This is a genomic window from Nonomuraea roseoviolacea subsp. carminata (genome assembly GCF_024172185.1).
GTDB classification, from domain to species: domain Bacteria; phylum Actinomycetota; class Actinomycetes; order Streptosporangiales; family Streptosporangiaceae; genus Nonomuraea; species Nonomuraea roseoviolacea.
Window position 1 is genome coordinate 3,283,060 of sequence record NZ_JAMZEC010000001.1, and the last position, 19,915, is coordinate 3,302,974.

A 19,915-nucleotide genomic window follows, 5' to 3' on the forward strand; every position below is an offset into this window, starting at 1 on the left:
TCCGGGAAGGGCCTTTTTCGTGATCGCCGGTCAGGTGCTCTCGGCCGCCTTCTTCAGGTGGTCCAGCCACCTGGTCAGCGACCCTTCCAGGGCTCGCCGCATGCCGTCCACGTCGGCCAGGATCGGCTCGCCGGCCCAGGACTCCTCGGTGAGCACCCGCACGCGGGAGCCGTGCCGCGTGAAGCTCCACTGGTGGACGCCCGTGATGCCGTGGGCCGGACCACCCCACAGGATGCGCGAGGACGGCTCGACGGCGTAGACCGTGGAGGCGATGTCCAGGCCGGAGGTGCTCCAGCGGAAGACCGATCCAGCGACGAGCGGCCCGTCGGCCGATGCGGCGGTGATGTCGGGCTGCCAGGCGGTCCAGGAGTTCACGTCGGTGTGGAGGTCCCACACCTTCTGGAGCGGCGCGTCGATCTCGGTGTCGAGGCGGACGACGACGGGGGCCGTGTGGTCGACGGCGGTGATCACTTCTGGTCCTCGATCCAGTGTCCGTGGATGCCGGCCGGGACGCGGCGCGGCAGCTCGACGGTGGCGACGGGCTCGGCGGTGAGGTCGGAGGCGTCCAGGACCAGCAGTTGGGAGGCGTCGGCCCGCAGGTCGCTGACGATGGTGAGCAGGTAGCCGTCGTCCTCGCGCGTGCCGCCGGCGGCCGGGACGAAGACGGCCTCGCCGGGCAGCCGGTCGGCGCCGTGCGAGAAGAGCTGCCGCTCTCCGGTCGTGGTGTCGAACTTGGCGGTGTGGTAGCCGGTCAGCCCGGCGCCGGGGAAGGCGATGGCGTAGCTGTAGCGGTTGGCCGAGGCGGTGTGGCCGTCGTTGATGGACGGGAACTCGGTGACGAGGTCGTCCAGCGCCTCGTCGGTGGCCTTGCCGGTGGCCGGGTCGAGGATCCAGCGGTGGAGCGTGGAGCCGGCGTCGAAGGTGGAGCCGTAACCCGGCGCGCCGACCCACCACTTCCAGGAGGTCTCCCACGCGGCCCGGTCGAAGCGGGGGCCCTCCAGGACCACGCGGCCGCCCTGGTCCACGTAGGAGTTGGTGACGTGCAGGATCGCCGCCTGGTCGGCGATCTCGAACCAGGTGACCGGCGCCGGTCCGGTCCGCGGCATGACGCCGATGCGGAAGGGCACGTCGTCGTGCCAGCGGTACGGGATGCCGGAGTGCTCGGCGTGGTCGAAGACCACCGGGGAGTTGATGAAGACGGCGTGCTCGCGGGTGATCGCGAAGTCGTGCATCAGCGACGGCCCGGAGCCGTCCACCACCTGCGACCGGACGATCTCGCCGGCGGCGTCGGCGACGTGATAGGTCAGGTAGGGCGGGAAGGGGCTGTAGGAGAAGAAGTGCAGCTCGCCGGTGACCGGGTCCTCCTTCGGGTGGGCGGTCATCGCGCTGGTCAGCTTGCCGCCGAAGTCGTGCACGCCGACCGTGTCCAGCTCGCCGGTGACCTCCCAGGGCAGGTTGGCCTCCTGGAGGGCGAGGTAGCGGCCGCCGTGGAAGATGATGTTGGTGGCGGCGGCGCTGACGTCCAGCTCGGTCCCGGTGAACGGCACGCCGTCCAGGAACGGGGTCCTGACCCAGCGGTTGCGGTACCACTCGGCGCGCCCGTCCGCCAGGCGCACGCCGTGGAGCATGCCCTCGCCGCGGAACCAGTGGCCGGGCGTGACGCCGGGCTTCGGGTTGTGGCCGTTGCGGAAGTAGCGGCCGTTCAGCTCCGGCGGCAGGCTGCCGCGCACGGTCAGCTCGTGTGCCGTGATCTCGTCGGTGACGGGTGCGAAGTGATCGCTGATGTACGGTTTGGCCCGTTCGTTCACGACAGTGTCGCCTTTCCGATCATGAGAAGGGTGATGACGGCGCAGGCCAGGAAGGCTCCGCCGTACGTGGGGAGAAGGGTCAGGGCGGACAGGCCGACGGCGCCGCCGACCTGCCGGGAGGCGTTGACCAGGCCCCCGGCCAGCCCGCTGTCCTCGGCCGGCACCCCGGCGGACGACAGCGCGGTTATCCGCACGAAGGCCACGCCCAATCCCGCGCCGATCAGGAGCGTCGGGCCGAGCACGTCGGCGAGGAAGGTCCCGTGGGCGGGCGTGCGGGCCAGCCAGGCGAGGCCGGCGGCCAGCACGAGCAGCCCGGCGGGCAACACGGCCCGGCCGGCCAGTCTGGCCGTCGCCCACGACGAGATGGTGATCATCAGGGCGAGGGGAAGCTGGGTGAGCCCGGCCTGCATCGGCGTGTACCCCAGGGTGCGCTGCTGGTAGAGGGGCAGGAAGTAGAACAAGCCCAGCCAGACCGCGCCCAGCATCGCCATCAACGCGTTGGGCAGCGCCACCCGCGCCATCCGGGACGGGAGCAGCGGGTCGCGGGAGCGGCGTTGCAGCACCGCGAACACCGCCAGCAGCGCCACCCCCGCGAGGGCCACCGGCCAGGCACTCGTCACGCCGTAGGTGAGCGCGACCAGGCCGCCGATGACGGTGACCGCGCCGGGCACGTCCAGCCGCCCGCCGCGGGGCGGGGTCGGCTCGACGAGGCGCCAGGTGGCGAGCAGGACGACCAGCGCGAAGGGGACGAGGACGGCGAACACCGAGCGCCAGCCGTACAGGTCCGTGAGCAGGCCGCCCAGCAGCACGCCCGCCGCGCCGCCGGCGCCGGAGACCGCGCCCCACACTCCCAGCGCCCGGCCGCCGGGGTAGAGGGTGAGGACCAGTCCCAGCGCGGTCGGGGCCAGCAACGCCGCGCCGAGCCCCTGCAGCGCCCTGGCGGTGATCAACGCCGCGTCGCCCGGGGCGACGGCCGCGGCCAGCGAGGCGAGCGCGAACAGGCCGGTTCCGATGAGGAAGACGCGGCGCAGGCCGTGCACGTCGCCGGCGCGCCCGCCCAGGAGCAGCAGCGCGCCGAAGACCAGCACGTACGCGTTGACCACCCACGACAGCCCGGCCTCGGACACGCCCAGCCCCGTGCGGATCGCCGGGAGGGCGACGTTCACGATCGACGTGCTCAGCACCACGAGGAACTGGGCCGTGGCCAGGGCCACCAGGGGCATGCGCTTCATGCCGCCACGGTCGCAGCGGGCCGGGCTCGTTCGCGTCGGTGGTTTTCACCTACCTGCGGCATGCTGTGGACATATGTTGATGGGTCGGGATCAGGAGGTCGCACGGCTGGAGGCGCTGCTCGCGGCGGCCAGGCAGGGCCGCGGGGGCGCGCTGGTGCTGCGCGGCGAGCCCGGCATCGGCAAGAGCGCGCTGCTGGAGCATGTGACGCGGGCCGCCGCGGATTTCCAGGTCATGCGGGCGTCGGGCGCCGAGTTCGAGATGGAGCTGCCGTTCGCGGCGCTGCACCAGCTGTGCGCGCCGGTGCTCGAACACCTGCCGGCGTTGCCGGCGCGGCACCGCCAGGCCCTGGAGGTGGCCTTCGGCCTGGACGCGGGCGCCCCCGACCCGTTCCTGGTGGGCGTGGCGACGCTGGGGCTCCTGGTCGAGCGGGACGGGCCGCTGCTGTGCGTCGTCGACGACGCACAGTGGCTGGACCATGCCTCGGCCCAGGCGCTGGTCTTCCTGGCCAGGAGGGTGAGCGCGGAGCGCGTGGCCGTGGTGTTCGCCGTACGGGAGCCGGCCGGGCCGGGCGTCCCGCCGGAACTGGCCGGGCTGCCCGGGTTGTCCCTCGGCGCGCTGCGTGAGGCCGATGCCCGCAGCCTGCTGCGCCAGGCGCTCCGGGCCCCGCTGGACGAACGGGTTCTCGACCGCATCCTGGCCGAGGCCCGTGGCAACCCGCTGGCCCTGCTGGAGCTGCCGAGGACCGCGGGCCTGGCCGGCATGGCCGGCGGCTTCGACCTCCCGCCGCCCGGCGCCGTCGAGCAGAGCTTCCGCTCCCGGCTGGAGAAGCTGCCGCCCGAGGCCAGGCTCTTGCTGACGATCGCCGCCGCCGACCCCGTGGGCGATCCGGGGGTGCTGTGGCGGGCGGCGGCGCTGCTGGGCGTCGAGGACGGGGCCACCGCCGCGGCCGCCGCGCTGCCGGGCACCGAGGACGGCGCCGCGCTGGTCGAGTTCGGCGCCCGGATCCGCTTCAGCCACCCGCTGGCCCGCTCGGCGGTCTACCGGACCGCCTCGGCCGAGGAGCGCCGGCGGGCGCACGCGGCGCTGGCGGCGGTGAGCGACCCGGCCGCCGACCCCGACCGGGTCGCCTGGCACCGCGCGCAGGCCAGCCCGGGGCCAGACGAGGAGGTCGCCGCCGAGCTGGTCCGCTCCGCCACGCGCGCCCAGGCCCGGGGAGGCGTGGCCGCCGCCGCCGCGTTCCTCGAACGCGCCGCGGCGCTCACCCTCGATCCGGGTCTGCGGGCCGACCGGGTGCTCGCCGCCGCCGAGGCCAAGCTGTCGGTCGGCGCCTTCGACGTGGCCGCCGAGCTGCTCTCGACCCTCGATCCCGGCGATCCCCGCGTCGACCTGCTGCGCGGCCGGCTCTCGTTCGTGCGCCACCGGGGCGGCGACCGGCCGGCCGGCTACCTGCTGCGCGCCGCGGGACGCCTGGCCGCCACCGATCCGGCCCGGTCACGTGCCTGTTATCTCGACGCGATCGAGATGGGCGTCTTCGCCGGCGGCCTGGACGAGGTGATCGCCGCCGCGCGGCAGGCGCCGCCCGCCCCGTCGGAGCGCTCCAGCTCCGACGTGGTTCTGGACGGCCTGGTCACGCTGGCCACCGAAGGGCATCGGGCCGCCGCCGGCATCCTGGGCCCCGTCGTGGGGGACGCCGACGCCGACGTGTGGATCAGGAGGCCCTCGCTCGGCTTCATGCTCGCCGTCGAGCTGTGGGACTTCGACGCGCTCCACGGCATCGCCACCCGCGTCGCCGCGGCCGGCCGCCGCTCCGGCTCGTTCCACATGCTGCCGATCGGGCTGGCCATGCTGGCCACCGCGACCGTGTACACCGGAGACCTCGGCGCGGCCATGGAGCTGATCTCCGAGGAGGAGGCGATCGCCGCGGCCACCGGCGCGGCCCCGCTGGTCTACCCGCGCATCCACCTGACCGCGCTGCGCGGCCGGCGCGAGGAGGCGGCCGAGCTGTTCGCCACGGTGGGCCCGCACATGACGCTCAGCGCGCAGTGGGCGACCGCCGTGCTCAACAACGGCCTGGCCGACTACGCGACGGCGATGAAGGCCGCCGAACGGGCCGCCGGGCACGGCGACCTCGGGCTGGCCGGGCTGGCGCTGCCCGAGCTGATCGAGGCGGCCGTGCGGTGCGGCGAGACGGAGAGGGCCCGCTCGGCGCTCGCGACGCTGAGCGAGCGGGCCCGGGCGGGCGGCCGGGCCTGGGGGCTGGGGGTCGAGGCTTACGCGCGGGCCCTGGTCCACGACGACGAGGAGTCCTACCGCGAGGCGACGTCCCTGCTGGAACCCACGCCCCTGGCGCTCTACCGGGCCCGCGCCCACCTGCTGTACGGGGAGTGGCTGCGGCGGCGGGGACGCCGCCGTGAGGCCCGCGCCGAGCTGCGCACGGCCCACGACCTGCTGTCCGGGTGCGGCGCCGAGTCCTTCGCGGAACGGGCGGCCGGCGAGCTGCGCGCGACCGGTGAGCACGCGCGCGGCCGGTCGGCGCGGACCTCCGACCACCTGACCGTGCAGGAGGTGCACATCGCCCGGCTGGTCGCGGAAGGCGCCACGTCCAAGGAGGTCGCGGCCAGGCTGTTCCTCAGCCCGCGGACCGTGGACGCGCACCTGCGCAACATCTTCCGCAAGCTCGGGCTCACCTCCCGCAGGCAGCTCCGCGGCCTCCCGGAGATCCGTTAGCGCCGTGAGGGGACCGTGTGCAAGCGGGCGGCCAGCGGATCACAAGCGCGGTTGCGTAGCTTGCCCGACATGAGAAAGCGCTTCGCCGCCCTTGCCCTGATTTCGGCCACTTCTATGCTCACAACAGCCCCGGCCTTCGCCGACTCGGCCGCCGAACAGACCCGGACCCTGTCCTTCCGGGGGATGACCCTGAAGATCCCCGCCGACTGGAAGGTGCACCGCAAGGGCGACACGGTCGTCGTGGTGACCGGGTTGCTGTGCGCCAAGCCGGAGGCGTTCGCCCCGGACTGCGAGAGCTTCTGGATCTTCGGCCCGAAGGCGTACGCGAACGTCCCCGTCGGCGGCGGCTCGATCACCTACACCGGCGAGCGCCAGTTCCACCCCTTCAGCGGCGTGATCCCCTGCCCGTACAACTCCCGGCTGAGCTGGATGCACGGCGAGAAGGCGTCCTACCGGGGGCTGCGCCAGGTGGGTCCCGGCCACAAGGCGCAGTACACCGTCTGGCCGAACACGTGCGTGACGAACGACACCGGGCGGGTGAAGTCGAAGTGGGACCAGCGGGAGTGGTTCCTGCCCAAGTCCAGGATCCTGGTGGTGGACGCCTGGAACACGTACGGGCTGCCGACCGTGCTCAAGCGGGCCACCTGGAGCTGACGCGCGCGGGGCTCACGCGAGGATGAGCACGATGAAGATCAGGCAGGCGAGGATGTTGATGAGCCAGCCGTGGGTGTTCGCCCACGTCCGCACCTGGGGCATGACCTTCCTCGCCCGCCGGTGGAAGATCAGCAGGGCCAGGAGGGGCAGCGCGGCGATCAGCACCGTGGCCGCGAGGAACGGCACGGCCGCCGCCAGGCTCTCGTGGGACTGCGCCAGGCGGGCGCCCACGGTGGCCATCACCATGAGGTCCGAGGGCATGAGCAGGATCAGCAGGAACCCGGTCGTGAAGGCCTTGCCCGGTCCGGCGTCCATGAGGGCGCCCAGCCACTTCGGCGGCTCGGCGCTCGCCCGGGTGACGTAGTTCTTGACCGCGAGGGCGGCCAGCAGGAGGACCAGCGCGATCTGGATGATCGTGCCGAGCGACCCGTGGTCGGAGGCGTGCCCGAGCCGTCCGCCCCCGCCGAACAGCAGGAAGACCCCGCGCAGGATCGCCACGCCGATCGTCGCGGCGAGGGCGACTCCCGCGAGGAACGCCAGCGACGCCCGTACGGGCCGCTCGGTGGTCGCCAGGATGATGGCCGACATGATCTGCGGCCCCATCATCATCGTGACGGCGAGCGGGAGAATCGCGAGATCCACGTCGTGGAGATGCCCATCGGGCGCGGGCTGATCGCACCCTTTGCCATCACCTGACAAGATTTGAGCGATTTTGATGGCCTATGCTCGGGAATCATGAGCGTGCTGGTGCGCAACCACGTCAAGGTCTCGGGCCGTCCGGACGGCAGGCCGCTGGTGTTCGCCCACGGCTTCGGCTGCGACCAGAACATGTGGCGCCTCGTCGCGCCCGCCTTCGAGGACACGTACAAGGTCGTGCTCTTCGACTACGTCGGCGCGGGACGCTCCGACCTGTCGGCCTACGACCCGCAGCGCTACTCCAGCCTCCACGGCTACGCGCAGGACGTCCTCGACATCTGCCACGAGCTGGACCTGACCGACGTGAGCTTCGTGGGCCACTCCGTGAGCTCCCTCGTCGGCGTGCTGGCCGCCAACGCCGAGCCGGACCGCTTCGCCGACCTCGTGCTCGTCGGCCCCTCCCCCCGCTACATCGACGACGACGGCTACGTCGGCGGCTTCAGCGCCCAGGACATCGAGGAGCTGCTGGAGTCGCTCGACAGCAACTACCTCGGCTGGTCCAGCCAGATGGCGCCGGTCATCATGGGCAACCCGGAGCGACCGGAGCTCGGCGAGGAGCTGGCCAACAGCTTCTGCCGCACCGACCCGGACATCGCCCGGCGCTTCGCCCGCGTCACGTTCATGTCGGACAACCGCGCCGACCTGGACAAGTGCCGCACGCGGGCGCTCGTCCTCCAGTGCGCGAACGACGTGATCGCCCCCGAGGCGGTCGGCCGGTACGTCCACGCGGCCCTTCCCGGCAGCGAGCTGGTGCTGATGCGCGCCACCGGCCACTGCCCGAACCTCAGTGCCCCCGAGGAGACGATCGCGGCGATCAAGGCGTTCCTGTGACGCGGGCTCCGGGGCCCCCGTGGACCTGACGAGCGGCTTCGAGGAGCTGTTCGAGGACGCGCCGTGCGGCTTCCTCGTGACGGACGCCGACGGCGCCATCCGCCGGGCCAACCGGACCTTCCTCACCATGACCGGGCACCGCGCCGAGGACCTGGTCGGCCGGGCGCGCGTCCAGGACCTGCTGCCCGTGGGCGACCGGATCTTCTACGAGACGCACTTCGCCCCGTTGCTCGCCCTCCAGTCCTCCGCCCGCGAGATCGCCGTCGACTTCCGCCGCGCCGCCGGCGACCGGCTGCCCGTCCTGCTCAACGCCGTCATGAAGGGCGACCCCGGCGGGCCCCGTGAGATCTGGATCTGCGTCTTCGCCGCCACCGACAGGCGCAGCTACGAGCAGGAGCTCCTGCTCGCCCGGCAACGGGCCGAACACTCCGAGAAGGAGGCCCGCGAGCTGGCGGGCATCCTGCAGGCCAGCTTCATACCGCCCGGCCTGCCCCACGTCGACGGCCTCGACCTGGCGGGCGTCTACCGGCCCGCCGGCCTCGGCGACGAGGTGGGCGGCGACTTCTACGACATGTACGAGACCCGCGACGGCTGGGCCCTGGTCATCGGGGACGTGTCGGGCAAGGGCGCGGAGGCGGCGGTGGTCACCAGCCTGGCCCGCTACACCCTGCGCGCCGCGCCCGCCCGCGAGCCGACCCCGTCGGCCATCCTGGCGTCGCTGCACCACGCGGTGGTCAGGGAGCGGACCGACCGCTTCGTCACGGTCGCCTACGCCCAGGTGTCGCTCGCGCCCGGCGGCGGCTGCCTGCTCACGCTGAGCCTGGGCGGGCACCCGCAGCCGGTCCACCTCACCGGGGGCGGCGCGTCCCGCGTGGGCCGGCCCGGCTCGCTGCTCGGCATGCTGCGCCGGCTGAACCTCAGCGACGTCACCGTGGAGGTGCGTCCCGGCGAGAGCGTCGTGTTCTTCACCGACGGCGTGATCGAGGCACGGCGCGACAGCGACCTGTTCGGCGAGGACCGGCTGGAGCGGGTGCTGCTGGAGACACGCGACGAGAGCGCCTCGGACATCGCGGGCCGGCTCCTCCAGGAGGTGTCCGCCTACCAGTCCGGCGTGCTCAGCGACGACGTCGCCATCGTGGTGCTGAAGGTGCCGAACGAGGCGACGGCGGTGGAGGGAGCGGGTTCGTGAAGGGCGTCGTGCTCATCACCGGGATCATGGCCGCGGGCAAGTCGACGGTCGCGCAGGCGCTGGCGGAGCGGTTGCCCCGCTCCGTGCACGTCCGCGGCGACCTGTTCCGTCGCATGATCGTCAACGGCCGGGCCGACATGGCGCCGGGCGACGCCGGGGAGGCGACGCGCCAGCTCCGGCTGAGGTATCGGATCGCGGCCGCCGCGGCCGATCTGTACGCCGGGGAAGGGTTCACGGCGGTCGTGCAGGATGTGGCGCTGGGTGAGGATCTGGGGCACCTCGTGTCGCTGATCACGGCCCGGCCGCTGCGGGTGGTCGTGCTCGCGCCGGACGCGGCCTCGGTGGAGCGGCGTGAGCGGGAGCGCCCCAAGACCGGGTACGGCGCGTGGACGGTCGCCGACCTCGACGGCGCGCTGCGGAACGGGACGCCGCGGGTCGGCCTGTGGCTGGACAGCTCGCGCCAGAGCCCGGCCGAGACGGTGGAGGAGATCCTGGCCCGCGCGGACGAGGCCCTGGTCTGATCCCGTGGACACCTGGGTCAGCGGGGCTTGCGGCCCGTGCGGGGGCGGCTCGGGAGCTCCGGCTCCAGCACCTCCAGGGATGTCCTGCGGATGTGGTCGTAGACGAGCGAGGTGCGCACGTCGGCGATGTTGCGGTGCCGCGACACGTGGTCGAGGACGAAGTCGCGCAGGTGCCCGGTGTCGCGCACGGCCACCTGGATGATGAAGTCGTCGCCGCCCGACACCACGAAGATCGCGACCGTCTCGGGCAGCGCCGTGATGTACTCGCGGAACCCCTCGACCGCCTCCCGGATCTTCGGGTGCAGCCGTACGTTGATCAGCGCCTGGACCGGGCGGCCGATCGCGGCCAGGTTGACCTCGGCGTGGAACCCCTCGATCACCCCGTTGGCGCGCAGCGAGCGCACCCGCTCCAGGCAGGTCGAGGCGGCGATGCCGATGCGCTCGGCCAGTTCCCTGTTGGTCTGGCGGCCGTCGCGCTGGAGCTCGGCCAGGATGGCCGTATCAAGTTCGTCCACGTACGCGCTCCCTGACGAATTTCCGAACTTCCTTCGGAAAGAGCGTATCTGCTTTGTCAGCTCAGCGGCGATGCTGTGAAACTCGCTTCACTAGTTCGGAGAAGGGAGCCTTCATGACCGCGCTCGCGCACCTCGACCACCGTCCCGACCTGCCGACCAAGGAGCTCCCGGTCAAGTGGGTCATCGTGATGGACCGCGACCTGCCCCGCGGGCTGCAGGCCAACGCGGCGGCGTGTCTGGCCGCGTCCACCAGCCGGGCGGTGCCGTCCATCATGGGCTCGGGCGGCGAGGACGCCTCCGGCGGGGCGCACGCCGGGCTGCCGTGGACCGGATGCACGGTGCTGGCCGCGCCGTCCGCGATCGTCCGCCGGATACGGGACGACGCCGCCCTCACGGCCGGCGTGGTGATCGCGGACATGGCGGCCATCGCGCAGCGGACCAACGTCTACGACGACTACCTCGCGGAGCTGGCCCGTACGGGGGCGCAGGATCTGGCGTACCTCGCCGTGAGCATCCTCGGACCCCGCGCGGACGTGGACCGCCTGACCGGCCGCCTGCCGCTCCTCCGCTAGAGACACACATTCGGGCGGGGAAGTCAAGGTCGCCGCACCGGGGCCGCGCAACCCCCCGCCGCGAGTGTGTCACCAGGTCACAGGATGGTGAACATGCCCTGATCGGGCATGGACTACCATGATCTCTTTAAGGCGAAGTCAAGCGGCTTGCATGCGCCGAGTTGCACCGTCTAGGCATGAACAAGGGGCCATTCACCGCCAGCGTCACCGTCGTCGTCCCCGCGATGAACGAGGCCGACAACCTGCCACACGTGTTCGCGACCCTGCCCGCCTGGATCGACGAGGTCGTGCTCGTCGACGGAAACTCCAGCGACGACACCGTCGCCGTGGCCCGCCGGCTGCGCCCCGACCTCCGGGTGGTCGCCCAGACCGGGCGGGGCAAGGGAAACGCCCTCATCGAAGGCTTCGCGGCCGCCTCCGGCGACATCATCGTCATGATCGACGCCGACGGCTCGACCGACGGCCGGGAGATCTTCTCGTTCGTGGCCGCCCTGGAGGACGGCGCCGACTTCGCCAAGGGCTCCCGGTACGCCCCTGGCGGCGGCTCCGACGACATCAGCCCGCTGCGCTCCCTCGGCAACCGGGCGCTGACGGGGCTCACCAACTGGCTGTACGGCACCCGCTACACCGACCTGTGCTACGGCTACAACGCCTTCTGGGCCCGGCACCTGGACGCGATGAGCCTCGACTGCGACGGTTTCGAGATCGAGACGCTCATGAACGTCCGCGCCGCCCAGGCCGGCCTGATCATCGCCGAGGTCCCCAGCCACGAGCGCAGCCGCATCCACGGCGAGAGCAACCTGCACGCCGTCCGCGACGGCTGGCGGGTGCTCAGGACGATCGTGCGCGAGCGCTTCCGCGGCGCGGCCATCCCCCGCACCCAGGTCGCCCTCGCGAAGTAGTCCCGAACGGGAGTCAGGAACGTCGCAGGGAAGCGGTCGCGAAGGCGCTCGCGCGGCGGCCCGGTCGACGGCCGCCCGGCCGACAGTGGCATCCTCGGAGCCATGCGCTACATCGTGATCGGAGCGGGAGCGGTCGGCGGCACCATCGGGGCCCGTCTCTTCCAGGCGGGGCACGAGGTGCTGCTGATCGCCAGAGGCGCCCACTACGAGGCGCTCAGGACCCGCGGCCTGCGCCTGCTCACCCCCGAGTCCGACGACACCCTCCCCATCCCCGCCGCCGACGGCCCGGTCGCCACGCGCGACGACGACGTGCTGGTCCTGGCTACCAAGTCGCAGGACACCGTCGCCGCGCTCGACCCCTGGCCGCGCCACCTGCCGGTGCTCTGCGCGCAGAACGGCGTCGACAACGAGCGGACCGTCCTGCGCAGGTTCGAGCGCGTCTACGGCATGTGCGTGTGGCTGCCCGCCCTGCACCTCGAACCCGGCACGGTCGCCGCCTACGGCATGCCGCACTCCGGGATGTTCCACGTCGGCCGTTATCCCCAGGGTGTGGACGACCTGGCCCGCCAGATGGTCGCCGACCTGAGCAAGAGCGACTTCGTGGCCCTGGCCCAGCCCGACGTGATGCGCTGGAAGTACGGCAAGCTGCTCGGCAACCTCGGCAACGCCGTCGAGGCCCTGTGCGGCCACGAGCCCGGCGCCGACGCGCTGCACGAGCGGGCCCGGGCGGAGGGCGCCGCGGTGCTGGAGGAGGCGGGCATCGCGTACACCTCCCAGGAGGAGGAGAGCGCGCTGCGCGGCCACCAGGTCGACGTGCGGCCCATCGGCGGCGCCCAGCGCGGCGGCGGCTCGTCCTGGCAGAGCCTCGCCCGCTCCAGCGGCACCATCGAGACCGACTACCTCAACGGCGAGATCGTGCTGCTCGGCCGCGAGTACGGCCTGCCGACCCCGGTCAACGAGGTGCTCCAGCGCGAGGCCGGCCGGTTCGCCCGGGAGAAGCTGCCGCCCGGGTCGATGCCGGTCGAGCGCCTGACCGCCCTCATCGACGAGCGTTCCGCAGCCGGATCCCGCTGAACCCGAGCGTGCCGGACGTCACCTCGTCCCAGAACGGCCAGAGCCGGTCGAGACCTGGCCGGGATCGGGGCTCATGACCGCCATCCTCACCTGGAACCCCTACCGGACAGGGCCTGCGGCGCATATCGGCCGCGCCGATGGGCAGAGGGGAGTCGCTCAGACGACAAGGGGTGAGTTCGGATGACCTTGCTAGGCCTGGTCCTGGTCCTTCTCGCCGGTGGTGCCGTCGTCCTGGTGGCCACCGAGGAGACGTCCAGGTACATCCTGTTCGGCTACACGTTACAGCTCGACCATGTCCAGATGTTCGCGGCCGGGGCGGTCACCGCCGTGGTGCTGCTTCTGGGCCTGTGGATGATGGTGGCGGGCACGCGCAGGTCCGCGCGACGCCGCCGGCGGATGCGCGCCGACCAGGCGCAGACCTCCGACCGGGTGGCCCGCCTGGAGGACGAGAAGCGGGAGCTGGAGCAGCGGCTCGAACGTGAGCGCGCCGCCGAGCACGCCGCGACCGACCGTGCGGCTGTCCAGCACGCCGTCGCCGACCGTGCCACCGCCGACCGCGTCGCGGCCGAGCGCGGTGCCGCCCGTGAGGCGGCCGGACGCACCGCCGCCCGTGAGGCCGGCCGTGCGGACGCCCGCGCCGCCGTCCGCGACGCCCGCGCGGCGGAGCGGGACGAGGACCGCGACACCGCGCCCTTCCCGCGCGACGGCGCGGACCGGGAGCCGGCGTACACGCAGGGGCGCACGCGGGGCCCGGCGCACGCCCGGGTGCCGGGCGCGCGGGTGCCGGGCGACCGCCTGGTGGCGCGCGGCCCCGAGGACACGCTGCCCTGACCGGCGGCGGTCCGGAGGACACACACGAAGGACACAGGTGAGCCGTGGCGGGCGTCCAGGACGCGCCCGCCACGGCTCACCGCTGTGCGGGCCGGCTCCTCGCACACCGGAGAAATCCCCCAGAAGGGGTGTACTCTGCGAGGCGATCTCACCATGCCTCCGGAGGTCGCATGCCCCCCACACGTGGCCGTCCCATCGCGCTCAAGCTGCTGGTCCTGCTGCTCGTCCCGCTCACCTCGCTGGTGGGCCTGTGGGCGTTCGCCGCGGCGCTGACCGGCGGCGACGGGCTGCGCCTCCTCCAGGTGAACGAGCTGGTCACCAACCTGTCCAACCCCGCCGAGCAGATCAACGTGCAGCTCCAGAACGAGCGCCTGGCCTCGGTGGAGTACCTGACGAGCCGGCAGGGCCGCCAGCTCCTGACCACGCAGCGCGCCCTCACCGACCGGACCGTGGCCGCCTTCCGGCAGCTCGCCGCCCGCGAGCGCGACCTCTCGCCGCAGATGGCCACGCAGCTCGACGCCCTGTACCGGGAGCTCGACGAGCTGCCCCGGCTGCGCCGCAAGGTGGACGGGACCGACCCCGCGCCGCTCCAGGTGATCGACGGCTACAGCCGGATCGCGGACGCCACGTTCCGCATGTTCGACGCCATGGTGCTGGTGCCCGAGCAGTCGCTCTACCGGCAGGCCAGGGCCGTGACCATGCTCGGCGAGGCCAAGGACATCCTGTCCCGTGAACGCGCGGTGATCGCGGTGGTGCTGGCCCGGGGGCGGATCACCAAGGCCGAGCGCGAGGCGTTCATCGGCATGGTGGGCACCCGGCGGCTGCTCTACACGCAGGCGCTCTCCCAGCTCGACGGCCGGCTGCGCGGCCCGTTCGAGGAGCTGGTGGCCTCCCCCGCGTACCAGGAGTTCCTGAAGGCCGAGGACGCCGTCAGGGGGCAGGCCGCGATGAACGGGCTGCCCGCGGCGGCGGCCACCTGGCCCGTCGACGGCGACAACCTGTGGGCGGCGACCGAGCGCAACCAGTTCCAGGCGGTGCGGGGCGTCCTTCGCCGGGTCACGCCCGCCGCCGACGGCATCCTCACCAAGATCGGCGTGGCGGGCGGCGCGGGCCTGCTCGCGGTCCTCACCTCGATCCTGCTGTCGCTGCGCTTCCGCCGCCGCCTCGGCGAGGAGCTGGCCAGCCTGCGCGACGCGGCCACCGAGCTGGCCGAGGTGCGGCTGACCGGGCTGGTCAAGCGGCTGCGCGCCGGCGGCGACGGGCCCACGGAGGAGGAGCTCGCGCCCTTGGAGGTCAAGGCCGACACCGCCGAGGTACGCGACATCGTCACGGCGTTCAACAGCGTGCAGCGCACCGCCGTCGAGGCGGCCGTGGACCAGGCGCGGCTGCGGCACGGCGTCAGCCAGGTCTTCGTCAACCTGGCCCGGCGCAACCAGACGCTGCTGCACCGCCAGCTCATGCAGCTCGACAGCATGGAGCGCCACACCGAGCAGCCCGAGATGCTGGCCGACCTGTTCAAGCTCGACCACCTCACCACCCGCATGCGCCGGCATGCCGAGAGCCTGATCATCCTGTCGGACCAGGCCCCGGGGCGCGGCTGGCGCAACCCGGTGCCGCTCGTGGACGTGCTGCGGGCCGCCGTGGCCGAGGTGGAGGAGTACCCGCGGGTGGAGGTGCTGCAGCCGCCGCAGGTGGCGGTGCTGGGCGGCGCGGTCACCGACGTCGCCCACCTCGTGGCCGAGCTGGTCGAGAACGCCACGCTGTTCTCGCCGCCGCAGACGCGGGTGGACGTCCGCTCGGCTCTCACGCCCCACGGGGTCACGGTGGAGATCGAGGACCGCGGGCTCGGGCTCGTGCGCGCCGAGCTGGAGGAGCTGAACGCCCGGCTGGAGGAGGTGCCGGAGTTCGACCTGGCGCAGAGCGACCGGCTCGGGCTGTTCGTGGTCAGCCGGCTGGCGGCCCGGCACGGCATCCGGGTCAGGCTCGGGCCGTCGCCGTACGGGGGGCTGACCGCGATGGTCGCGCTGCCCGCGTCGCTGCTGTCCGACCAGCCGGCCCTGGCCGGACGCTGACGCCCCCGCTTCGACGGCTCAGAGCTGGATGAACGGGTCGGCGAAGTGGGCCGTGGCGAGCACAGCGCGGGCGGCGCGCAGCTCGCCGAGGGCCCTCGCGCGCGTGGCCGCCGCCAGCTCCTGGTCGTCGTCGTAGACGTACGGCACGGCCGGGTCGGCGAGCTGCGCCGGGTGGAGCACCAGGTCACCGGTCACGGCGACGTCGCCGACGCGGACGATCTGGTGGCCCGGCGTGTGACCGGCGGTCAGGTGGACCCGCACGCCCGGCGCGACCTCCGTGTCCCCCTCCACGACGTGGAGGAGGTCCTTGAGCGGGGTGATCACCTGGTCGCGCATCGCGCCGCCGACGACGTCGAGGTCGGCGCGTTGCAGGACGTGGCGGGCGTTGACGAACACGGGCGCGCCGTCGTCGCCGACCGCGCCACTGGCGTGGTCGCTGTGCAGGTGGGTGAGGATCACGGTGCCGACGTCGGCGGGTGAGACGCCCGCCGCGGCCAGCTCGCCGGCCAGCGACCCGGGCACCGGCGCCCAGCTCGACGCCGGTGAGCCGGCGGCGCCGATGCCGGTGTCGACGAGCGTCAGCCGGCCGGCCGCGTCGCGGATCAGGAAGCAGTGGAAGTGGAGGACCCACGGCTCTTCCGCGAGGCCCGCTCCCGGGAACATCTCGGCCATGGGCCGCAGGATGGCCGCGCCCATGGGGCCGACCGCGTCGCAGAGAGGCGTCACCTCGACGCCCGAGACGATGAGGGGCTGGTGTGGCACCCGTCCAGACTAGAGTGAGGCGTTCCGTCCGCGAGAGGGGTGCCCGTGCCGGAGTCCAAGGCCGAGATCGACCGGCTCATGCGCGCTTTCATGGGGGCGTTCACCAACACCGGCGGCGCGCGGCCGGACGTCGGCGTCGTCCGCGAGCTGTTCATCCCCCAGGGGATGATCATCAAGAACGTCGGTGACGAGCTGGTGGTCTACGATCTCGACGCGTTCATCGCCCCACGGGAGAAGATCCTCACCGACGGGACGCTCACCGGGTTCTCCGAATGGGAGGTCGCCGAGCGGACCGAGATCTTCGGGTCGATCGCCCACCGGTTCAGCGAATACCGGAAGTCGGGCTTCCTGGACGGCGAGTGGTTCGAGGGCTCCGGCCACAAGACGACCCAGTTCGTCCGGACCCCCGCCGGCTGGCGGATGAGCTCGATGGCCTGGGACGACGTGTAGCTTCGCGGACCAGGGCGGGCCGGAGGGCGACGCCCGGCGCGCTCGTGGAGGGGGGCGCGGGACGACTCTGACGGGCCCTGGTCACGTACGGTCGCGGACGGCTGCTCCTAGGCGGCGACCGGGGTGCGCGGCACGTACTCGTTGTCGAGGTCGGCGGCGTAGACAGTGCGGCAGCAGTGCGCGCAGCGGTACATGATCGGGCCTTCGTCGAGCTCGTGGTGGCACCGAGGGCAACGGGTGCTGGTCTTCATGGGATCCCCCTATGGAATGCTGCTTGCCTACAGGAAAACCTGGCCGGATTGCAGGAGCCCTGCATCACGCTTGACACGATGACGCGGCGCGGCCGGGCGCTCCATGTCGTTGCGCGCGCCGCCCGTGTGTCCTTCGACGGCCTCGCGAGAAGAACATTGTGACGACCGCGCGGGGGCTCCCGCGTGCTACGACACGAGAACAGCCCGGGAATAGCCCATGCGGGCTAGGTGTTGCATGGCTCAGAACGTGTGATACGTTCCGAACGGCGTCGAGCTTCCGCTCCGCCGATCTTGTCCAGCGAACCACCTGCTTGTGCGGGGCCGGCTCGCTTCCATCACAGCCGGGTCATCCGCCCTTGGCGTACCGGTTCGCGGCATTCGCACTCAGCGATTCCCTGTGCGTGCCCTCACGGCCGCCCGCCGCCGCATCCTTCCTCGGCCTGCCCTTCGAAAGGGACCCATCATGTCTGTTCAGACCATCTCCCAGCAGCACACCACTTCTCGGCCCGCCGTCCCCCGGCAGCGTTCCGGGGCGCCCGCACGGCGGGTCGCCGGCCTGCTCGACCTGCGGGAGCGCGGCGCGTTCATCCGCGCCGGGCACCTGGCCGGTCCCGACGACGTCCGCGTCCCGCCGGACCGGGCCAGGCAGCTCGGGCTGCGCCCCGGCGACCACGTCGTCGCCGACGTCGCGGGCGGCAAGCTCGTGAGCGTCGAGTCGGTCAACGGCGCCGCCGAGTGGCGCGACCGGCCCGCGTTCGCCGACCTGACGCCCGTGTACCCCGACGAGCGGCTGCGCATCGAGACCGAGTCGCTGAGCACCCGGCTCGTCGATCTGTTCGCGCCGATCGGCAAGGGCCAGCGCGGGCTCGTCGTGGCCCCGCCGAAGGCCGGCAAGACCATGGTCCTGCAGGCCCTGGCCGCCGCCGTGGCCCGCAACCACCCGGAGGTCCACCTCATGGTGGTGCTCGTCGGCGAGCGGCCCGAGGAGGTCACCGAGATGCGCGCCTCCGTGCGCGGCGAGGTCTTCGCCTCCACCTTCGACCACCCCGACCGCGACCACGCCGCCGTCGCGGAACTGGCCGTCGAGCGCGCCAAGCGGCTCGTGGAGCAGGGCCGGGACGTCGTTCTGCTGCTCGACTCGCTGACGCGGCTCGGCCGCGCCTACAACAACCTGGCGCCGGGCGGCGGGCGCGTGCTCACCGGCGGCATCGACGCCTCCGCCCTCTACCCGCCCAAGCGCTTCTTCGGTGCCGCGCGCAACGTGCGGGACGGCGGCTCCCTGACGATCCTCGCCACCGCGCTCGTGGACACGGGCTCGCGCATGGACAACAGCCTGTACGAGGAGTTCAAGGGCACCGGCAACATGGAGCTCCACCTGGCCAGGGACCTGGCGGAGCGCCGCCTGTTCCCCGCGGTGGACCTGGAGGCGTCCGGCACGCGGCGCGAGGAGATCCTGCTGCCCGCCGGGGAGCGCGAGGTGGTGTGGCGGCTGCGCCGCATGCTCGCCGCGCTCGACCGGCACCAGGCGCTGGAGCTGCTGCTCGGCAAGCTCCGCGAGTCGAGGAGCAACGCCGACTTCCTCCGGGCCGCCGCGGCGTGACCCGGAGACCGGCCGACGGCCCCGGCCGGGCCCCCGGAAGAATAGGGGCATGCTCGCTGACATCATCGAATTTCTGGTCTGCCCTATTTGCCGAGAAAGGGTGACCATTGACCAAAACGCCGTACGGTGCGGCGACGGGCACGCGTTCGACATCGCCAAGCAGGGATACGTGAGCCTGCTCGTGGGATCGCGAGTGCCCGGGACGGCGGACAGCGCCGAGATGGTCGCCGCACGAGCTGATTTCTTGAGCAATGGGCATTTTGCACCGCTTGTCGAGGCTGTCGCCGAAAGTGTCGCGGCGCGCATTCTGCCCGGCCGTAGGAGCGCAGGAACGGCGATTCGTGAGAAAAGCTTCGCTGTCCCGGAAGACGGCGCGGGCACGAAGGCGTACGGTGGTCCCGGAGTGGATCCCGGCCGCCGGGCGGGGCCGTCCGGGCACGAGCCGGGCGCCGCGCGGAGACCGGTGATCGTGGACGCCGGAGCGGGCACCGGTCACTACCTGGCCGGCGTGCTCCAGGCGGTGGACGGAGGCATCGGGGTGGCGTTCGATGTGTCCAAGCACGCCGTTCGGCGGGCGGCGCGCGCGCATCCGAGGCTGGGCGCGTTCGTGGCCGACGTGTGGCGCCCGCTGCCCATCAGGAGCGGGGTGGCCGACGTGGTGATGGACGTCTTCGCGCCCAGGAACTCCGCCGAGTTCCGGCGCGTCCTGCGGCCCGGAGGCGCGGTGGTCGTCGTCACGCCCGCGCCCGAGCACCTCAGCCCCCTCGTCGGGGACCTGGGACTGCTGTCGGTGGACGAGGACAAGGAGCGGCGGCTGGCCCGCGGCATGGAGGGGTTCACCGAGGTGGAGCGGCGCTCCATCGCGTTCGACATGGAGCTGGACCAAGACGGGGTCACCGAGGTGGTGCGGATGGGCCCGAGCGCCTGGCACACCGATCCCGCCGAGCTCGCCGGCCGAATCGCCACATATATCGCGCGCGGCCCCGCGACGCCATCAGGAGCCCCAACAAAGCCGCGAAAAGTGAAAACCCGCGCCGCCTTTCACCTGTCTATCTTCGAGACCGTACCGCAGGCAAGGACCATTCCTTGACGGGCAAGTGGGGCTGGTGTTACTGATGAGGCATTTAGCCCGAAATTCCCCCACATTCCGCGAGTATTTCCGCGAGACAGGCGCAATACTGGACGGCAACCCGTGGCCGGAGGCGGGCGGCAAAGGGAGGCGCGCCG

Annotated in this window: 20 protein-coding genes; 13 read left to right on the top strand and 7 right to left on the bottom strand. The window is 72.6% G+C overall.

Features of this window, described 5'->3' with window-relative positions; all coding sequences use genetic code 11:
• Positions 1 to 30 precede the first annotated feature (30 nt).
• The 3 genes from HD595_RS15265 to HD595_RS15275 are packed head-to-tail and all read right to left on the bottom strand — an operon-like array spanning position 31 to position 3,040.
• Entirely contained in the window at positions 31 to 471 is a 441-nt protein-coding gene (locus tag HD595_RS15265) for an SRPBCC family protein (RefSeq protein WP_253769531.1), read from the bottom strand.
• Positions 468 to 1,808: a carotenoid oxygenase family protein gene (locus HD595_RS15270; RefSeq protein ID WP_253769532.1), complete on the bottom strand. Its 1,341-nt coding sequence runs from the start codon at positions 1,806 to 1,808 to the stop codon at positions 468 to 470. Before HD595_RS15270 ends, HD595_RS15265 begins: the two co-directional genes overlap by 4 nt.
• Entirely contained in the window at positions 1,805 to 3,040 is a 1,236-nt protein-coding gene (locus tag HD595_RS15275; RefSeq protein ID WP_253769533.1) for an MFS transporter, read from the bottom strand. Before HD595_RS15275 ends, HD595_RS15270 begins: the two co-directional genes overlap by 4 nt.
• Before the next feature lie 73 nt (positions 3,041 to 3,113).
• On the opposite strand from HD595_RS15275, the gene HD595_RS15280 reads away from it, so the two are divergent.
• Both HD595_RS15280 and HD595_RS15285 read left to right on the top strand, forming a co-directional pair.
• Complete coding sequence (locus HD595_RS15280; RefSeq protein WP_253769534.1) at positions 3,114 to 5,768, top strand: AAA family ATPase; 2,655 nt, start codon at positions 3,114 to 3,116, stop codon at positions 5,766 to 5,768.
• Between the two features lie 183 nt (positions 5,769 to 5,951).
• Positions 5,952 to 6,422 carry a hypothetical protein gene (locus HD595_RS15285; protein ID WP_253769536.1) on the top strand — a complete coding sequence of 157 codons (471 nt, stop codon included), beginning with the start codon at positions 5,952 to 5,954 and terminating at the stop codon, positions 6,420 to 6,422.
• A gap of 12 nt (positions 6,423 to 6,434) precedes the next feature.
• On the opposite strand, the gene HD595_RS15290 is transcribed toward HD595_RS15285, so the two are convergent.
• Positions 6,435 to 7,064 (bottom strand): GAP family protein, encoded by a 630-nt coding sequence (locus HD595_RS15290; protein ID WP_253769538.1) that lies wholly within the window; start codon positions 7,062 to 7,064, stop codon positions 6,435 to 6,437.
• 93 nt (positions 7,065 to 7,157) lie between these two features.
• On the opposite strand from HD595_RS15290, the gene HD595_RS15295 reads away from it, so the two are divergent.
• The 3 genes from HD595_RS15295 to HD595_RS15305 are packed head-to-tail and all read left to right on the top strand — an operon-like array spanning position 7,158 to position 9,659.
• Positions 7,158 to 7,949 carry an alpha/beta fold hydrolase gene (locus HD595_RS15295; protein WP_253769540.1) on the top strand — a complete coding sequence of 264 codons (792 nt, stop codon included), beginning with the start codon at positions 7,158 to 7,160 and terminating at the stop codon, positions 7,947 to 7,949.
• Between the two features lie 19 nt (positions 7,950 to 7,968).
• Positions 7,969 to 9,138: a PP2C family protein-serine/threonine phosphatase gene (locus HD595_RS15300; protein WP_253769542.1), complete on the top strand. Its 1,170-nt coding sequence runs from the start codon at positions 7,969 to 7,971 to the stop codon at positions 9,136 to 9,138.
• Positions 9,135 to 9,659, top strand: coding sequence for an AAA family ATPase (locus HD595_RS15305; protein WP_253769544.1), 525 nt, complete (start codon positions 9,135 to 9,137; stop codon positions 9,657 to 9,659). Before HD595_RS15300 ends, HD595_RS15305 begins: the two co-directional genes overlap by 4 nt.
• A 17-nt stretch (positions 9,660 to 9,676) precedes the next feature.
• On the opposite strand, the gene HD595_RS15310 is transcribed toward HD595_RS15305, so the two are convergent.
• Positions 9,677 to 10,174: an Lrp/AsnC family transcriptional regulator gene (locus tag HD595_RS15310; RefSeq protein WP_253769546.1), complete on the bottom strand. Its 498-nt coding sequence runs from the start codon at positions 10,172 to 10,174 to the stop codon at positions 9,677 to 9,679.
• 113 nt (positions 10,175 to 10,287) lie between these two features.
• Here HD595_RS15310 and HD595_RS15315 point away from each other — a divergent pair, with 113 nt between their 5' ends.
• From HD595_RS15315 to HD595_RS15335, 5 genes are all read left to right on the top strand, one after another.
• The gene (locus HD595_RS15315; RefSeq protein ID WP_253769548.1) at positions 10,288 to 10,746 is read left to right on the top strand and encodes a DUF2000 domain-containing protein; all 459 of its coding nucleotides are present in this window, start codon (positions 10,288 to 10,290) and stop codon (positions 10,744 to 10,746) included.
• A 176-nt stretch (positions 10,747 to 10,922) separates the two neighbouring features.
• On the top strand, positions 10,923 to 11,648 hold the full coding sequence (locus HD595_RS15320; protein WP_253769550.1) for a glycosyltransferase family 2 protein: 726 nt from the start codon (positions 10,923 to 10,925) through the stop codon (positions 11,646 to 11,648).
• Between the two features lie 102 nt (positions 11,649 to 11,750).
• Positions 11,751 to 12,722: a ketopantoate reductase family protein gene (locus HD595_RS15325; protein WP_253769552.1), complete on the top strand. Its 972-nt coding sequence runs from the start codon at positions 11,751 to 11,753 to the stop codon at positions 12,720 to 12,722.
• A 180-nt stretch (positions 12,723 to 12,902) separates the two neighbouring features.
• Positions 12,903 to 13,553 carry a hypothetical protein gene (locus HD595_RS15330; RefSeq protein ID WP_253769554.1) on the top strand — a complete coding sequence of 217 codons (651 nt, stop codon included), beginning with the start codon at positions 12,903 to 12,905 and terminating at the stop codon, positions 13,551 to 13,553.
• A 170-nt stretch (positions 13,554 to 13,723) separates the two neighbouring features.
• Positions 13,724 to 15,625, top strand: a complete 1,902-nt coding sequence (locus tag HD595_RS15335; protein WP_253769556.1) for a sensor histidine kinase — start codon at positions 13,724 to 13,726, stop codon at positions 15,623 to 15,625.
• A gap of 18 nt (positions 15,626 to 15,643) precedes the next feature.
• Here HD595_RS15335 and HD595_RS15340 read toward each other — a convergent pair whose 3' ends face one another.
• Positions 15,644 to 16,387: an MBL fold metallo-hydrolase gene (locus HD595_RS15340; RefSeq protein WP_253769558.1), complete on the bottom strand. Its 744-nt coding sequence runs from the start codon at positions 16,385 to 16,387 to the stop codon at positions 15,644 to 15,646.
• 45 nt (positions 16,388 to 16,432) lie between these two features.
• Between HD595_RS15340 and HD595_RS15345 the strand changes: the two genes are divergently transcribed.
• Positions 16,433 to 16,837, top strand: a complete 405-nt coding sequence (locus tag HD595_RS15345; protein WP_253769560.1) for a DUF4440 domain-containing protein — start codon at positions 16,433 to 16,435, stop codon at positions 16,835 to 16,837.
• A 107-nt stretch (positions 16,838 to 16,944) separates the two neighbouring features.
• On the opposite strand, the gene HD595_RS15350 is transcribed toward HD595_RS15345, so the two are convergent.
• Complete coding sequence (locus tag HD595_RS15350) at positions 16,945 to 17,088, bottom strand: hypothetical protein (RefSeq protein WP_175604221.1); 144 nt, start codon at positions 17,086 to 17,088, stop codon at positions 16,945 to 16,947.
• Positions 17,089 to 17,551: 463 nt separating this feature from the next.
• Between HD595_RS15350 and rho the strand changes: the two genes are divergently transcribed.
• A complete protein-coding gene (rho, locus tag HD595_RS15355; RefSeq protein ID WP_308211153.1) occupies positions 17,552 to 18,688 on the top strand; it encodes a transcription termination factor Rho in 1,137 nt (378 codons plus the stop codon).
• A 49-nt stretch (positions 18,689 to 18,737) separates the two neighbouring features.
• The gene (locus tag HD595_RS15360; protein ID WP_253769562.1) at positions 18,738 to 19,778 is read left to right on the top strand and encodes a putative RNA methyltransferase; all 1,041 of its coding nucleotides are present in this window, start codon (positions 18,738 to 18,740) and stop codon (positions 19,776 to 19,778) included.
• Positions 19,779 to 19,915: the final 137 nt, after the last annotated feature.

Excerpts from the sequence above, each read along its gene's own strand:
- HD595_RS15295 (WP_253769540.1), top strand. The coding sequence starts at position 7,158 with ATGAGCGTGCTGGTGCGCAACCACGTCAAGGTCTCGGGCCGTCCGGAC.
- HD595_RS15335 (WP_253769556.1), top strand. The coding sequence starts at position 13,724 with ATGCCCCCCACACGTGGCCGTCCCATCGCGCTCAAGCTGCTGGTCCTG.
- HD595_RS15350 (WP_175604221.1), bottom strand. The coding sequence starts at position 17,088 with ATGAAGACCAGCACCCGTTGCCCTCGGTGCCACCACGAGCTCGACGAA.
- HD595_RS15330 (WP_253769554.1), top strand. The coding sequence starts at position 12,903 with ATGACCTTGCTAGGCCTGGTCCTGGTCCTTCTCGCCGGTGGTGCCGTC.
- HD595_RS15275 (WP_253769533.1), bottom strand. The coding sequence starts at position 3,040 with ATGAAGCGCATGCCCCTGGTGGCCCTGGCCACGGCCCAGTTCCTCGTG.
- HD595_RS15325 (WP_253769552.1), top strand. The coding sequence starts at position 11,751 with ATGCGCTACATCGTGATCGGAGCGGGAGCGGTCGGCGGCACCATCGGG.
- HD595_RS15315 (WP_253769548.1), top strand. The coding sequence starts at position 10,288 with ATGACCGCGCTCGCGCACCTCGACCACCGTCCCGACCTGCCGACCAAG.
- rho (WP_308211153.1), top strand. The coding sequence starts at position 17,552 with ATGTCTGTTCAGACCATCTCCCAGCAGCACACCACTTCTCGGCCCGCC.
- HD595_RS15285 (WP_253769536.1), top strand. The coding sequence starts at position 5,952 with ATGACCCTGAAGATCCCCGCCGACTGGAAGGTGCACCGCAAGGGCGAC.
- HD595_RS15360 (WP_253769562.1), top strand. The coding sequence starts at position 18,738 with ATGCTCGCTGACATCATCGAATTTCTGGTCTGCCCTATTTGCCGAGAA.
- HD595_RS15320 (WP_253769550.1), top strand. The coding sequence starts at position 10,923 with ATGAACAAGGGGCCATTCACCGCCAGCGTCACCGTCGTCGTCCCCGCG.
- HD595_RS15280 (WP_253769534.1), top strand. The coding sequence starts at position 3,114 with ATGTTGATGGGTCGGGATCAGGAGGTCGCACGGCTGGAGGCGCTGCTC.